The organism is Rhizobium sp. 05L429 (assembly GCF_056397645.1).
In genome coordinates, this window is sequence record NZ_JBFTNV010000009.1 from 51610 (window position 1) to 65411 (window position 13802).

Here is a 13802-nt window from a genome sequence, read left to right on the forward strand (position 1 = left end):
GGCTGCGGGGCTTATTGTGATCGGCTTCCGATCAGATATCGAGGTTTGCAACGCTCAGGGCGTTTTCCTGGATGAACTCGCGGCGTGGTTCGACTTCATCACCCATCAGGCGGGCAAACAGACCGTCGGCATCGGTCGCATCATTGACCTTGACCTGCAGCAGCGAGCGGACGTTCGGATCGAGCGTCGTTTCCCACAGCTGTTCGGCATTCATTTCGCCCAGACCCTTGTAACGCTGCATCGTCAGGCCTTTGCGGCCGCTGGCGAAAACCGCATCGAGCAGTGCGCGTGGACCGGAAATTTCCTGATCGCCGTCCCGTCGGCTGAGGGCCGGCGGAGTCTGATAGATTTCCTTCATACGCGGCGTGAGCTGGTCGATAAAACGGGCATCCTGCGAGCCGATCAGCGCCATATCGAGCACGATGACTTCCTTGACGCCGCGGACCATGCGCTCCAGACGGATACCCCCCTCGCTGGTGAGGCTGCCTTCCCAACCGCGCTCGGTTTCCTCGGCGATGATATCAAGCCGCCTGGCCACTTCGATCGCCAATTCCTGAGCGCGTTCGGCATTGCTGACCAGTTCGGCATTGAGCGCACCGGCTATAGCTGCCTGTTCGACGACCGCACGATTGTAACGCGAATGCAGATTGTCGAGCAGTGCGCGCAAGCGCAGGGCGTCGTGAATAACCTCGTTCAAATCCTGTCCAACGCGAACTTCGCCGCTGGCGAGCTTGAGTGCGGCATCATCCAGACCCTGACCGATCAAATAGTCTTCGAGTGCCTTTTCATTCTTGACGTACTGTATCGACTTGCCACGCGAGACCTTATAGAGCGGCGGCTGGGCGATATAGAGATGGCCGCGTTCGATCAGCTCCGGCATCTGGCGGAAGAAGAATGTGAGCAACAGCGTGCGAATGTGGGCGCCATCGACGTCTGCATCCGTCATGATGATGATCTTGTGGTACCGCAGCTTTTCAACGTTGAATTCGTCCTTGCCGATGCCGGTGCCGAGTGCGGTAATCAGCGTGCCGATTTCCTGACTCGACAGCATCTTGTCGAAGCGAGCGCGTTCGACATTCAGAATCTTGCCGCGCAGCGGCAGGATCGCCTGATTTTCGCGCGACCGCCCCTGTTTGGCCGAACCGCCTGCCGAGTCACCCTCGACGAGGAAAACTTCAGACTTGGCCGGATCACGCTCGGAGCAATCGGCCAGCTTGCCGGGCAGCGAAGCGATATCGAGCGCACCCTTGCGGCGCGTCAGCTCACGCGCCTTGCGGGCGGCTTCGCGTGCGGCGGCAGCTTCGACAACCTTGCCGACGAGAACCTTGGCCTCGCTCGGATGTTCCTCAAGCCAGGTGCCGAGGGCCTCATTGACGAGGCTTTCGACGACGGGACGGACCTCCGAAGAAACGAGCTTGTCCTTGGTCTGCGACGAGAACTTGGGATCCGGCACCTTGACCGAGAGCACGGCAGTCAGGCCTTCGCGGCAGTCGTCACCGGTGAACGTCACCTTTTCCCGCTTGGTGATGCCCGAAGTGTCGGCATAGGAGGTGATCTGGCGCGTCAGCGCAGCGCGGAAACCGGCCATATGCGTGCCGCCATCGCGCTGGGGAATGTTGTTGGTGAAGCAGAGCACATTCTCGTGGTAGCTGTCGTTCCACCACATGGCCACTTCGACGGTGATGCCATCCTTTTCGCCGCGGATCGCGACCGGCTTATCGACGAGCGGCTTCTTGGCGCGGTCGAGATAGGAGACGAAGGCCTCGAGGCCACCGTCATACATCATCTCTTCCTGCTTGATGTCGGAGTGACGCTTGTCGGTCAGCAGGATGCGGACACCGGAGTTGAGGAAGGCCAGCTCGCGCAGACGGTGCTCCAGTGTGCCATAGTCGAACTCCGTCATGGTGAAGGTGCCGGTGCTCGGCATGAAGCTCACTTCCGTGCCGGTCTCGTTTGGAGCCTCGCCCGTCACCTTCAGCGGAGCATCCGCGACGCCATGGGTGAAGCTCATCTCGTGGATCTTGCCCTGGCGGCGAATCTTCAGCTTCAGCCAGACGGAAAGCGCGTTGACGACCGAAACGCCGACGCCGTGCAGACCGCCTGAAACCTTATAGGAATTCTGGTCGAACTTACCGCCGGCATGCAGCTGGGTCATGATGACCTCGGCCGCCGAAACGCCTTCGCCAGTATGGATATCCGTCGGAATACCKCGGCCGTTATCCGTCACGGTCACCGAACCATCGGGATTGAGCGCGACGGTCACGATATCGGCATGGCCGGCCAGTGCTTCATCGATCGCGTTATCGACGACTTCGTAGACCATATGGTGAAGGCCGGAGCCATCATCGGTGTCGCCGATATACATGCCCGGGCGCTTGCGCACGGCATCAAGGCCCTTCAGGACCTTGATGGAATCTGCGCCATATTCGGTGTTTACGCCGTTTTCCGTCGCGGGTGCATCGGTCATTCTGTTGAGATTTTCCCTGTTGTCGTAAGCAACGGCGCGCCTTGCGAATCACCGGCTTTTTCAATGTCGAATATAGGTTTTTTGCAGCGAGTTCCCAATGGCAAGGCCCTAAAACAAGGCATAAATCAGGGGATTATGACGCTTTTCCGTCCCCTTTGCCGCCATTTTCAAGAAACGCGGATAGCCGGGCGATATCGGCGCTGTCAAGGTTGCGAATCCGCTTGGCAAGGCGATTGGCAAATTCGGTATATTCGGGCGGCAGGCCTGAAGTATCCACGATCACACGCGGATCGGAAGAGCCGGCAACGAGGAAGAGTTCCTCGGCCTCGTCCCAGATGATGTTGAAGTAACCAGCGATACGCTGCAGCAGGTCGAAACTCGGCACGCCGCGTTTTCCGTGCTCCAGTGCAGAGAGATAGGCCGGCGAAACATTCAGGGCGGCCGCCATCTGTTTCTGCGTCACGCCCTTACGGGCGCGCAGCTTGCGGACTGCCTCTGCAAACGGCGTCACGACATTTCCCCGGCGCGCCGGGAGAGGCGGATATAGAGCGCGCCCTCGCCACCATGATGTTGGGCCGCCGGCTCATAGGAAGAAATCAGAAACCGGAATTCCGGTTTGGAAAACCACAGCGGCACAGCGCGTTTCAAGGCGCCTTCACTGCCCATGGAGCTGCCCTTGCCGGTAATGACGAGGACGTGCCGCATGCCGCGCTCATGAGCCCGGATCAGGAAATCGAGCAGGAAGGAATGGGCTTCACTCTGCACCATGCCATGAAGGTCGATGCGCGCTTCGAGCGCCAGCTTTCCCTTGGCGATCTTGCGCTTGACCGGCCGCTCCAACGGATGGTGGACGCCCGATGGCTGTTTTGCAGGTACGTGTACTGCAGCTTGCTGGGGGACGGGTGAAGTCGTCTTCTGCTTTTCGGCCTTATCCCGCTCTACCGCCGCCTCGGCTTCCAGCAGGAAGGCGTCGAGCGCGGTCAGTTCATCCGTCTTTCCGGGCATGGGCCGGGTGCTGCGGGCAACCCTGCCCCAGAGAATTCTCTCGTCCGAGCTGAGCTTGCGGTCCTTCGCCATTAGCGGAACCTCGCAGCGGCAGCATTCGGAATGAGAATTGCAAAATCGGCATCGTTGCGCACCGTTCCTGCCAGTTCACCTGCAGCGTAACCCGAACCGGTAAAGATGTCGCCGCGTGCGGGGCCGACGATTGCTGAACCAGTGTCCAGCGCCAGCATCAGCCGTTGAAACGGCTTGCCGCCATCAAGATGCGTCAGGCTCTCAGAGCGGATGAAGAATGGAAAGCCGAAAGTATGGATCAGGCGATCGACGGCGAGCGAACGCCCCGCGATCAATGGCACCTTCGCCGCGGCGATCGGCCCCGTGCTCGGACTGTCCACCGGCGCTTCCCGGAAAAAGATATAGGAGCGGTTATGCCAAAGCGGTTCGTCGACCTGGTCCGGATGGGTGGCGAGCCAGGCGCGGATCGACTGCATGGAAATGTCCGCGCGATCAATTTCGCCACGGTCGATCAGCAGCTTACCGATAGCCGAAAAAGGGTGGCCGGCTTTTGCGGCGTAGGTGATGCGGTCGATCTTGCCGTCCGGATAACACAGGCGGGCGGCGCCCTGTACATGGACGAAGAAAAGATCGACCTTCGATTTCGCCCATGCAATCTCCAGACCGCGGCCCTCAAGGTAGCCCTGGTCGATGGCACGGCGATCCGGATAGTTGTCGATCAGACCATCACGCAGGCGTGCGAATGCATAAGAGCTGTCCAGCTCCGCGGGGCGGTTCTGATCGTCGAGGTCGATGAGATCGTCCGGGCGTCGATAAATCGGAAAACGGAAAGTCTCATCTGGCGTGCGGGAAACTTCGATTTCGGGTTCGTAGAAAGCGGTGACAAAACCACTGATGTCATCGGCCCGGACAATCCTGAATGGCTGACAATGCTTTTCGAAAAAGGCGCGCGCTTCCTTTGCCGAAGACGGATGAAATGTCTCCGCTTCCTCCAGCAACGGAAGGAGGTCGGCTGAAGTCAGCCCCAGCGACCCGGTGCGATAGGGTTTCGTTGCGGAAATATGCCGGCGACAGTCGGCCATGACTTTAAAAAGGCTGGAGGGATCATCATCCCCCCAGCCTTCCAATGCGTCGAAACTGACTGCCTGAAGGGCAAAGCCGGCCGCGTCACTCATGTTCCGATTCGGTCGCCACGAGTTTCCAGTTGGGATCGCGCGAGCGCGTATCGCGCGCGAAGGTCCAGAGATCGTTGACCTCGGCGACGTTCTCGGCGTCGCCGTCGATCAGCGCGTCGTTCTTGTCATAGGTGGCAGAGATTAACTGGCTGATGATGCGGATTGTGATCTGGGCCTCGCTGCCCTTGGTCTCGGCGTGAGTGATCTCCGCCTTGTCGATGCCGACGAAGGTGGACTTCATCTTCTCGCCCTTGTTTTCGCGATCGGTGATCGCCGCGTCGAAGCCGTCATAGACGTCACGGGAGAGAAGGTTCTTCAGGGTTTTCCGGTCACCATCCGCAAAGGCCATGACGATCATCTCGTAGGCCATGCGGGCGCCGTTCAGGAATTCCTTCGGATTGAAAGACGGATCGGACCTGTTGAGCGCGCGCAGAGATTCGTTCAGCGGCGTGCCGGCCGGCGCAAAAGCGTCAATTGCGGAGAAGCGCTCTTCCTCTTCGCCATTCGCATCGCGTCGCGGCAAGGTTACGACCTTGCCGGCATCGGCGGTATCGTTCTGCGCGGCGTCCCGTGGCGTATAGAGATCACGCGGCGGCTTCTCATTTCCCGTGCGGCGTCCAAGAACGGACCGGAGCTGAAAGAAAATCAGCACCGCCGCCACCAGAAAAAATAATGTAATGAAGTCGTTTGAACTCATATCCCGCCGCTATTCGCTGTTAACATCCCTGATTTCTACCCCCATATAGTCCGGCTACACGAATGATTCAAATCATGGCTGGTATCTTCGCCAGTGCCAAGAGGAGCCCGAGCACTCGGGATAGATAGATGCGCTTTTCCATGCTGCCGGTTTTCGTGCTGCTTCTGCCGCTTGCCGAGATCGCTGGCTTCGTGATTGTCGGCCGGGMGATCGGACTTGCGGCGACGCTGGCGCTTGTCGTGCTGGGCTTTGTCGTCGGCTCATTCCTCCTGCGACGGCAGGGCATCGGCATACTGCGACGCATGTCCGCCGAAGGCCGCACCGGCACCATGCCCGGACGCGAGTTGCTCGATCCGGCGATGAATGTTATCGCCTCGCTGCTCTTCATCATTCCGGGCTTTCTCTCCGATATTCTGGCGATCCTGCTCCTCATTCCGCAGGTTCGCAATCTGCTTTGGCGATCGATCGCCAAGCGCTTCGTTGTCGTCGGCACCGGTGGCACGGGATTCTCCGCGTCCTCGCGCCCGGATTCTCGAAGCCGGCCGGGCAAATCGAACGATTCAAAGGTGGTCGATCTCGATGAAGAGGACTATCATCGGGAACCGAACGGCAAGTCGCCCTGGTCCGGCAAAAAGCTCGGCGACTGATGCGGCGACGCATTAACCGCGGCGGAGGCCCAGGGTTGTAAGCCCATCCCCGAAATGTTAGATGGCGGCACCATCCAATGCCCCTCGAGGAAAATCCCATGGCAGACGACAACAACAGCAACGGTGCAGCGAGCCCGACCCTTTCGATCCTTGCCCAGTACGTCAAGGATCTCTCCTTCGAAAATCCGGGCGCCCCGCGCTCGCTTCAGGCCCGCGACAAGGCACCGGCGATCAACATCAATGTGAACGTCAATGCCAATCCGCTGTCCGATACGGATTTCGATGTCGTGCTTTCGCTGATCGCCGAAGCCAAGGAAGGCGACAAGACGGTATTCCATACCGAGCTCGTCTATGGCGGCGTCTTCCGCGTTGCCGGCTTCCCGCAGGAGCACATGCTGCCGGTTCTCTTCATCGAGTGCCCGCGGATGCTCTTCCCGTTCGCCCGTCAAATCATTGCCGACGTCACGCGCAATGGCGGCTTCCMGCCGCTGATGATCGATCCGATCGACTTCGCGCAGATGTTTGCGCAGCGCGTTGCCGAAGAGCAGACCCGTTCCAAGGTTCAGGCCGTTCCGAACTAAGCCGGTCTCACAGGCACTCAAATTCAAATGCCCGGGTTTTGCCCGGGCATTTTTGTTTTCAGTTGAGCTGATCGTATTTCGACCAGACCGCCTTCTGACCAAGCTTGGCGATCAGGGTGTCGTGGGCCTCGGCCTCCGCTTCGCTCAATCGCGGCGCCAGCGGCCGTGGCCGCTCGATGATGGCGGCGATCACAACCTCTTCCACCGAGACATCATCAGCGCGCTGTCTCGCGGGACCGGCAAGACCGAGTGCTGTCTGCCGGCCGCCGATCATCTCGATATAAACTTCGGCGAGAAGTTCGGAGTCGAGAAGGGCGCCGTGTTTCGTACGGTGCGAGTTGTCGATGCCATAACGACGGCAGAGAGCATCCAGCGAATTCGGACCCATCGGATGCTTGCGACGGGCAAGCGACAGGGTATCGATAACGCGATCCGGCAAGATTGGCGGCAAGCTGATCCTGGCTAGTTCGGAGTTGATGAAGCCCATATCGAAGGTAGCGTTGTGGGCGATCCATTTGCCATCGCCGAAGAATTCCAGGATCTGCTCGACGACATCGGCAAAAGGCGGCTTGTCCTTCAGGAATTCGTCTGTGATGCCATGAACGGCAAGCGCGTCAGGATGAACTTTCTGATCGCCCGGATTGACGAAAAGGTGGATCGTCCTTCCTGTCGGAAAATGATTGAAGAGTTCGATGCCGCCGATTTCGATGATGCGGTCCGTGCGGTTATCGAGGCCGGTGGTTTCCGTATCGAAAATGATCTCACGCATGCGGGGCTTCTTCCTTCGCTATCCGTCTTTTCAGGTCGGCGATGATCTCAGCCACCTGCTTTCTTGCCGCCTCAATTTCGTGGCTGGTATCCACGATATAGTCAGCTCGCCGGCGTTTTTCCGCATCGGGCGTCTGACGGGAGAGAATCATATTAAATTTCTCCTCCGTCATGTTCGGACGCGCAAGCACTCTTTCACGCTGAATCTGTGGATTGGCGCTGACGACGACGATGGCGTCGACCCTTTGCTCGGCGCCGGTTTCGAAAAGCAGGGGGATATCGAGCAGCACCATGTCCACGCCCGCCTGCTGCTGCCGGTCCAGGAATTCACTTTCGCGCTTGCGCACCAGCGGATGAACGATCTGTTCGAGCCGTTTGAAACCGTCAGGATTCTGCGCGAGCTGTCGGCCAAGTTCCTGACGGTCAACGGCACCGTTTTTCATCGTGCCGGGAAATGCGGCATCGACCAGGGGAGCTGCCTCGCCGGCATAGAGATCATGGACGACAGCATCGGAATCGTTGACCGCGACACCGGCTTCGGCAAAGAGCTTCGCCGTCGTCGACTTGCCCATTCCGATGGAGCCGGTGAGGCCGATCTTCAGCATCAGTGTTTTTCCATATCCGCGATGATCAGCGCGCGCAGCGTTTCATCGACGACCGGCCGTTTGCCAAACCATTTTTCAAACCCCGGCACGGCCTGATGCAGCAGCATACCGAGACCATCGACGATGGCGAAACCTTGTTCCTCCGCCTGGGCGAGGATCGGTGTTTTCAGCGGCACGTAGACAATGTCGGTGACCACGGCATCCGAGGCCAGCGGCGAGAAGTCGATCACGGGCGCTGCCTCGCCATCCATCCCGAGAGATGTGGTGTTGATGAACAGCCCCGCGCCTTTCATGACTTCACCAAGTGCGGCTGTGGGATGAGCATGGACCTTCGAACCGAAGCGATCGGCCAGTTCTCTCGCTCGCTCGACGGTGCGATTGACGACGTGGATTTCTCTGAAGCCACGGTCACGGACGGCCTGGATGACCGCACGGCTTGCGCCGCCGGCGCCGAAGACAACGACCTTATCATGACCGTCCCAGCCGGGGTGGCGTTCGTCGAGATTGGCGGTGAAACCGCGACCGTCGGTGTTGGTGGCAAGAAGTCTTCCGTCCTCCAKCCAAAGCGTATTCGATGCGCCGAGTTCGMCCGAGAGCTCGTCCGGCCGGTCGGCAAGTTTGAAGGCCAATTCCTTGTGAGGGATCGTGACGTTGCCGCCGACAAAACCGGCGCTGCCATCCCGCAAGGAAGTGATGAAATCCGCAAAGGCTTCCGGAGCGACCTCATGGGCTCGGTAGCTGCCAGGCAGATCGAGCGTTTTCAGCCAATGGCCATGGATCAATGGCGAGCGCGAGTGCTTGACGGGAAAGCCAGTGACAAACGCTTTCGGCCCATGTGTTTCACGTGAATCATCCATCGATCGCTTCCAGTTCCCGGAGTTTTGCAAGAAGGGGTAACATCGGCAGGCCGAGGATCGTGAAATAATCGCCGTCGATCTTCTCGAACAGCTGGATCCCCTCCCCCTCCAGCTGATAGGCACCGACACTCGCCAATGCCTTTGTACCGACGCGCTGCAGATGACGCGTGATGAAATCATCTGTCAGCGGGCGCATCGTCAGTACGGCATGTGCAACATGCCGCCACAAGACTTCTTCGTTCCGGACAATTGCGATTGCGCTGTTCAGGCGATGCGTCTTACCCGCGAGTACACGGAGATGATTGGCAGCATCAGCCATATCCTTCGGCTTGTGAAAGACCTGGGGACCGAGCGACATTGTCTGGTCCGAGCCGATGATTAGCGCGCCACTGAAGCGCCGGCTKACGTCGTTCGCCTTTGCTTCCGCGAGAACGAGTGCMACCTCATCCGGCGTTGCGCCCGATTTTTCCAGCCGAGCCTCGATTGCCCGTTCGTCGATTTGGGCGGCATGCGCTTCGAAAACCAGACCGGCATTTTCCATCAGCATCCGCCGGAACGGGCTCGACGATGCAAGAACGAGCTTCGGTGTCATTAATTCCTCGGCAGCGATTCAGTTGTTCAGCGCTTAACGCAGCTTCGGCCGCAGGGCAACGATGGCCGCTGCCGTTTCCTCTATCGAGCGTCGCGTCACGTCGATCATCGGCCAGTTATGCCGGGCGCAGAGGGAGCGCGCATATTTCAGCTCCTCCGAGATTGCCGCGCGATCGGTATAGTGCTCGCGGTCGAAACCGGGTGTCGTTCCGAGCAGACGATTTTCGCGAACTTGAGAAATACGGTCGGTGGTGGCGATCAAGCACACGACAAGAGGTTTGGTCGCAGTCAGCAAACCCTCCGGCAAAGGCACGCCATAGACGATCGGTATGTTCGCTGTCTTGATGCCGCGGTTTGCGAGATAGATGCTAGTCGGCGTTTTTGACGTACGACTGATGCCGACGATGACGACATCAGCCTCATTGTAATCCTCATGCACCTGACCGTCGTCATGATCCATGGTGAAGTTCAGGGCTTCGATACGGGCGAAGTATCCGGCGTTCATGACGTGCTGTGCGCCGACACGGCGCCTCGATGGCGCACCAAGATAGATCTGGAATKCACCAATGACCGGCTCCAGCACATTGACCGATGCCACGCCCATCTCTGCGCAACGCTCATCGATGAGGGTTGCGAGTTCCCGGTCAACGATTGTGTAGAGCACGATGCCGGGCTCATTGTCGATCGCCTGGAGGACCGGCATCAGCTGTTTGCGATTCCGGATCAGCGGATAGACATGTTCGATTGGCTGGCTGGACTTGAATTGCGCCGATGCAGCGCGGCCGGCAGAGATGAGAGTCTCTCCCGTTGAGTCAGAAATCAGATGCAGATGGAAGAAGTTCGTTCTGTTCTCCACGCTATTTTCCGTCACCTGTTGAAAAGACTGGATGGCGAAGAGCTAATGGGCCGGGGTGGACCGAGGCAAGGGAAAACCTGCCTCCTTATCCACATTCGGGTTTTTGCGATGTCATATCTTCGATGCTTGTGGATGACGGGGACGATATCGATATGTCCTACATTCATCCACAGTCTATCCACAGAGTGGGTTTCAAACCGGTGTCGACGAAGCCTCTGGAATCTTTTCAGGATTCGAATTTTCCATAGTTTTTGAAACGATAGGCGATTTTTTATTCGAGTTGTTCCGGGCTGCGTGACAATTGGCGTCGGCGGTGGATGGATTTTAATCCTTGATAGACACCGACTCTAAGAAATAGAAACCTTTTAAAATATCTTTGATTTTTTATAGGGAAGAAGCGCTTGAGCGAAACGCGCCGGAAAATTATGCGGGTTCTCGATGGTGAGACCCTCACGCCCCCTCCCCTCTGGTTGATGAGGCAGGCAGGTCGTTATCTGCCGGAATACAGGCAAACACGCGCCAAGGCAGGAAGTTTCCTCGATCTCTGTTATTCGCCCGACTATGCGGTGGAGGTCACGCTTCAGCCGATACGGCGCTATGGCTTTGACGCAGCCATCTTGTTTTCCGATATCCTGGTCATCCCTGATGCGATGAAGCGCAATGTGCGCTTTACCGAAGGGCATGGTCCGGAAATGGATCCGATCGATGAGACAGGCATCGCCGGACTGGATGGAGAATATGTCGTCGATTATCTGCAGCCAGTCCTGGAGACGGTGAAGCGTCTGAGGGACGAGCTTCCTCCAGAGACGACGCTCCTCGGCTTCTGTGGCGCTCCCTGGACGGTTGCGACCTATATGATTGCCGGTCACGGCACCCCGGACCAGGCGCCTGCCCGTCTGTTCGCCTACAAGCATCCGCGCGCGTTCGAGCATTTGTTGATGCTGCTTGCCGATGTCTCCGCCGACTATCTCGTGGCGCAGATCGATGCCGGCGCCGATGCAGTCCAGATCTTCGATTCCTGGGCCGGCGTTCTTGGCGAGAGGGAATTCGAAGCCTTTGCTATCCGTCCGGTTGCCCGCATGATTGCTTCGATCAAGGCGCAGCGACCGCAAGCGCGGATCATCGCCTTTGCCAAAGGTGCCGGCTACCAGCTGAAGACCTATCGGCAGAAGACGGGCGCAGATGCGATCGGGCTCGATTGGTCGGTCCCGCTTGCCTTTGCGGCCGAGCTGCAGAAGGACGGACCGGTTCAAGGCAATCTCGATCCGATGCGTGTCGTGGCGGGCGGCCGTTCGCTTGAGGATGGTATCGATGATATTCTTCAGGCGCTTGGAAACGGGCCGCTGATCTTCAATCTCGGTCATGGCATTACGCCACAGGCGGACCCGGAGAATGTGCGCCTGCTTGTCGAGCGCGTGCGTGGCGCTGGGGTTGCGTGATGGAAAAGCAGACGGATCAAAAACCGGGTGCCTATGCCCGCCGGCGTGCCCATTTTGCGCTCGCCTTTTTCGCTCTTCTTGCAGTCGGCCTCTTCGTCTGGAACCCCGACAATCTCTATCTCTGGATCAAGGCGCTGCATATCATCGCCGTGATCTCGTGGATGGCCGGGCTTTTCTACATGCCCCGCCTTTTCATCTACCACACGGATGCAGAACCCGGTTCGATTCAATCCGAGACCTTCAAGGTGATGGAACGCCGGTTGCTCAAGATCATCATGAACCCGGCGATGATGCTGACCTGGATCTTGGGCCTTTATCTTGCCTGGTCGGTTTATGATTTCCAGGGCGGGTGGCTGCATGCAAAGATCGGACTGGTTGTTCTCCTGACAATCGTGCATGTCTTTTTCAGCAGGGCTGTGCTGGCCTTCGAGCGGGATGAAAACCGTCGTTCGGCGCGTTACTGGCGCTTCATGAATGAAGCGCCAACGGCCCTGATGATCCTCATCGTCATCCTGGTGGTGGTGAAGCCTTTTTGAAGCCCAGGAGTTGCTGAAGTTAAATTTCAGTCATTTTAAGCAGCCCCCTTGCGGGCGGGGTTCTGACTCGCTATTTTCCGGCCACCTCATCTTCGTGGCATGTGTGTAGAGTTCAGTCGCCTGCGAGCCCTTTCGCAGTACCGAAAACGACCCAACATCGCCTTTCCCCTTATAAAATAACGAGTATTGGTCACTTCATGGCTGAAATGAAGCTTCAGGAACTTAAGAGTAAATCCCCGACGGATCTTCTGGCTTTCGCCGAATCGCTCGAGGTCGAGAATGCGAGCACGATGCGCAAGCAGGAGCTCATGTTTGCAATCCTCAAGGTTCTTGCCAGCCAGGACATCGAAATCATCGGCGAAGGCGTCGTTGAAGTCCTGCAGGATGGTTTCGGGTTCCTGCGCTCGGCAAATGCTAACTATCTTCCCGGTCCTGACGATATCTACATCTCCCCGTCCCAGATCCGCCGCTTCTCGCTGAAGACCGGCGATACTGTCGAGGGTCCGATCCGCGGTCCGAAAGAGGGCGAACGTTATTTTGCGCTCCTGAAGGTCAACACAATCAACTTCGACGATCCGGAAAAGATCCGTCACAAGGTTCACTTCGACAATCYGACGCCGCTCTATCCGAACGAGCGCTTCAAGATGGAACTGGATGTCCCGACCACCAAGGATCTTTCGCCTCGCGTGATCGATCTCGTGGCGCCTCTCGGCAAGGGCCAGCGCGGCCTGATCGTTGCTCCGCCGCGTACGGGCAAAACGGTTCTCTTGCAGAACATCGCTCACTCAATTACCGCGAACCATCCGGAATGCTATCTGATTGTTCTATTGATCGATGAACGCCCGGAAGAAGTCACGGACATGCAGCGGTCGGTCCGCGGCGAAGTCATTTCTTCCACATTCGACGAGCCGGCCGTCCGCCACGTTCAGGTCGCCGAGATGGTGATCGAAAAGGCTAAGCGGCTCGTGGAACATGGCCGCGATGTTGTCATCCTGCTCGACTCGATCACGCGCCTTGGCAGAGCCTACAATACGGTCGTACCTTCTTCTGGCAAGGTTCTGACCGGTGGTGTTGACGCAAATGCGCTGCAGCGCCCGAAGCGCTTCTTCGGTGCGGCACGTAACATCGAAGAAGGTGGTTCACTGACCATCATTGCGACGGCTCTGATCGACACCGGCAGCCGTATGGACGAAGTCATCTTCGAAGAGTTCAAGGGTACCGGCAACTCGGAAATCGTTCTTGATMGTAAGGTCGCGGACAAGCGTATCTTCCCGGCAATGGATATTCTCAAGTCCGGCACACGTAAGGAAKACCTGCTGGTTCCCCGTCAGGATCTGCAGAAGATCTTCGTTCTCCGTCGTATCCTTGCCCCGATGGGCACGACCGATGCGATCGAATTCCTTATCGACAAGCTGAAGCAGACGAAGAATAATGGTGACTTCTTCGAGTCGATGAATACCTGATTATTAGCCGGATTCTTCGGATCGAGGCTGGTGAGTCGTTCGTGCGACCGCCAGCCTTTTCTGTTTTGAATTGATTCGGAAACGAACCGATAGGCCGCACACA

15 protein-coding genes are annotated in these 13802 nt (G+C 58.0%); 5 read left to right on the forward strand and 10 right to left on the reverse strand.

Annotated features, from left to right (window positions below):
- Window positions 1–31 precede the first annotated feature (31 nt).
- The 5 genes from gyrB to AC1DNW_RS11760 form a co-directional block, all read right to left on the reverse strand.
- Window positions 32–2467, reverse strand: coding sequence for a DNA topoisomerase (ATP-hydrolyzing) subunit B (gene gyrB / locus AC1DNW_RS11740; RefSeq protein ID WP_113308159.1), 2436 nt, complete (start codon window positions 2465–2467; stop codon window positions 32–34).
- A 133-nt stretch (window positions 2468–2600) separates the two neighbouring features.
- Complete coding sequence (locus AC1DNW_RS11745; protein WP_113308160.1) at window positions 2601–2978, reverse strand: helix-turn-helix domain-containing protein; 378 nt, start codon at window positions 2976–2978, stop codon at window positions 2601–2603.
- Window positions 2975–3544 carry a Smr/MutS family protein gene (locus tag AC1DNW_RS11750; protein ID WP_113308161.1) on the reverse strand — a complete coding sequence of 190 codons (570 nt, stop codon included), beginning with the start codon at window positions 3542–3544 and terminating at the stop codon, window positions 2975–2977. The genes AC1DNW_RS11745 and AC1DNW_RS11750 overlap by 4 nt, the downstream gene beginning before the upstream one ends.
- Window positions 3544–4659 (reverse strand): murein transglycosylase A, encoded by a 1116-nt coding sequence (mltA, locus tag AC1DNW_RS11755; RefSeq protein ID WP_113308162.1) that lies wholly within the window; start codon window positions 4657–4659, stop codon window positions 3544–3546. The genes AC1DNW_RS11750 and mltA overlap by 1 nt, the downstream gene beginning before the upstream one ends.
- Window positions 4652–5356, reverse strand: coding sequence for a Tim44/TimA family putative adaptor protein (locus tag AC1DNW_RS11760; RefSeq protein ID WP_113308163.1), 705 nt, complete (start codon window positions 5354–5356; stop codon window positions 4652–4654). The genes mltA and AC1DNW_RS11760 overlap by 8 nt, the downstream gene beginning before the upstream one ends.
- A gap of 128 nt (window positions 5357–5484) precedes the next feature.
- On the opposite strand from AC1DNW_RS11760, the gene AC1DNW_RS11765 reads away from it, so the two are divergent.
- Both AC1DNW_RS11765 and secB read left to right on the forward strand, forming a co-directional pair.
- Window positions 5485–6003 (forward strand): FxsA family protein, encoded by a 519-nt coding sequence (locus tag AC1DNW_RS11765; protein WP_477852755.1) that lies wholly within the window; start codon window positions 5485–5487, stop codon window positions 6001–6003.
- A 98-nt stretch (window positions 6004–6101) separates the two neighbouring features.
- Window positions 6102–6584 carry a protein-export chaperone SecB gene (gene secB, locus AC1DNW_RS11770; RefSeq protein WP_477852757.1) on the forward strand — a complete coding sequence of 161 codons (483 nt, stop codon included), beginning with the start codon at window positions 6102–6104 and terminating at the stop codon, window positions 6582–6584.
- 58 nt (window positions 6585–6642) lie between these two features.
- On the opposite strand, the gene dnaQ is transcribed toward secB, so the two are convergent.
- Genes dnaQ through AC1DNW_RS11795 form a run of 5 tightly spaced genes read right to left on the reverse strand, consistent with a single transcriptional unit; the run spans window position 6643 to window position 10261 of the window.
- Window positions 6643–7353, reverse strand: a complete 711-nt coding sequence (gene dnaQ, locus AC1DNW_RS11775; RefSeq protein ID WP_113310249.1) for a DNA polymerase III subunit epsilon — start codon at window positions 7351–7353, stop codon at window positions 6643–6645.
- Window positions 7346–7957 (reverse strand): dephospho-CoA kinase, encoded by a 612-nt coding sequence (gene coaE / locus AC1DNW_RS11780; RefSeq protein ID WP_113310248.1) that lies wholly within the window; start codon window positions 7955–7957, stop codon window positions 7346–7348. The genes dnaQ and coaE overlap by 8 nt, the downstream gene beginning before the upstream one ends.
- The gene (locus tag AC1DNW_RS11785) at window positions 7957–8814 is read right to left on the reverse strand and encodes a shikimate dehydrogenase (protein WP_477852758.1); all 858 of its coding nucleotides are present in this window, start codon (window positions 8812–8814) and stop codon (window positions 7957–7959) included. The genes coaE and AC1DNW_RS11785 overlap by 1 nt, the downstream gene beginning before the upstream one ends.
- The gene (locus AC1DNW_RS11790) at window positions 8807–9406 is read right to left on the reverse strand and encodes a Maf-like protein (protein WP_113310246.1); all 600 of its coding nucleotides are present in this window, start codon (window positions 9404–9406) and stop codon (window positions 8807–8809) included. The genes AC1DNW_RS11785 and AC1DNW_RS11790 overlap by 8 nt, the downstream gene beginning before the upstream one ends.
- A 33-nt stretch (window positions 9407–9439) precedes the next feature.
- Window positions 9440–10261 carry a pyruvate, water dikinase regulatory protein gene (locus tag AC1DNW_RS11795; RefSeq protein WP_477852760.1) on the reverse strand — a complete coding sequence of 274 codons (822 nt, stop codon included), beginning with the start codon at window positions 10259–10261 and terminating at the stop codon, window positions 9440–9442.
- Between the two features lie 401 nt (window positions 10262–10662).
- On the opposite strand from AC1DNW_RS11795, the gene hemE reads away from it, so the two are divergent.
- From hemE to rho, 3 genes are all read left to right on the forward strand, one after another.
- Complete coding sequence (gene hemE / locus AC1DNW_RS11800; protein ID WP_113300837.1) at window positions 10663–11700, forward strand: uroporphyrinogen decarboxylase; 1038 nt, start codon at window positions 10663–10665, stop codon at window positions 11698–11700.
- Window positions 11700–12236, forward strand: a complete 537-nt coding sequence (gene hemJ / locus AC1DNW_RS11805) for a protoporphyrinogen oxidase HemJ (RefSeq protein WP_113310244.1) — start codon at window positions 11700–11702, stop codon at window positions 12234–12236. Before hemE ends, hemJ begins: the two co-directional genes overlap by 1 nt.
- Before the next feature lie 197 nt (window positions 12237–12433).
- Complete coding sequence (rho, locus tag AC1DNW_RS11810) at window positions 12434–13699, forward strand: transcription termination factor Rho (protein WP_477852763.1); 1266 nt, start codon at window positions 12434–12436, stop codon at window positions 13697–13699.
- The last annotated feature ends 103 nt before the right edge of the window (window positions 13700–13802 follow it).

Excerpts from the sequence above, each read along its gene's own strand:
- hemJ (WP_113310244.1), top strand. The coding sequence starts at position 11,700 with ATGGAAAAGCAGACGGATCAAAAACCGGGTGCCTATGCCCGCCGGCGT.
- mltA (WP_113308162.1), bottom strand. The coding sequence starts at position 4,659 with ATGAGTGACGCGGCCGGCTTTGCCCTTCAGGCAGTCAGTTTCGACGCA.
- AC1DNW_RS11760 (WP_113308163.1), bottom strand. The coding sequence starts at position 5,356 with ATGAGTTCAAACGACTTCATTACATTATTTTTTCTGGTGGCGGCGGTG.
- AC1DNW_RS11750 (WP_113308161.1), bottom strand. The coding sequence starts at position 3,544 with ATGGCGAAGGACCGCAAGCTCAGCTCGGACGAGAGAATTCTCTGGGGC.
- dnaQ (WP_113310249.1), bottom strand. The coding sequence starts at position 7,353 with ATGCGTGAGATCATTTTCGATACGGAAACCACCGGCCTCGATAACCGC.
- coaE (WP_113310248.1), bottom strand. The coding sequence starts at position 7,957 with ATGCTGAAGATCGGCCTCACCGGCTCCATCGGAATGGGCAAGTCGACG.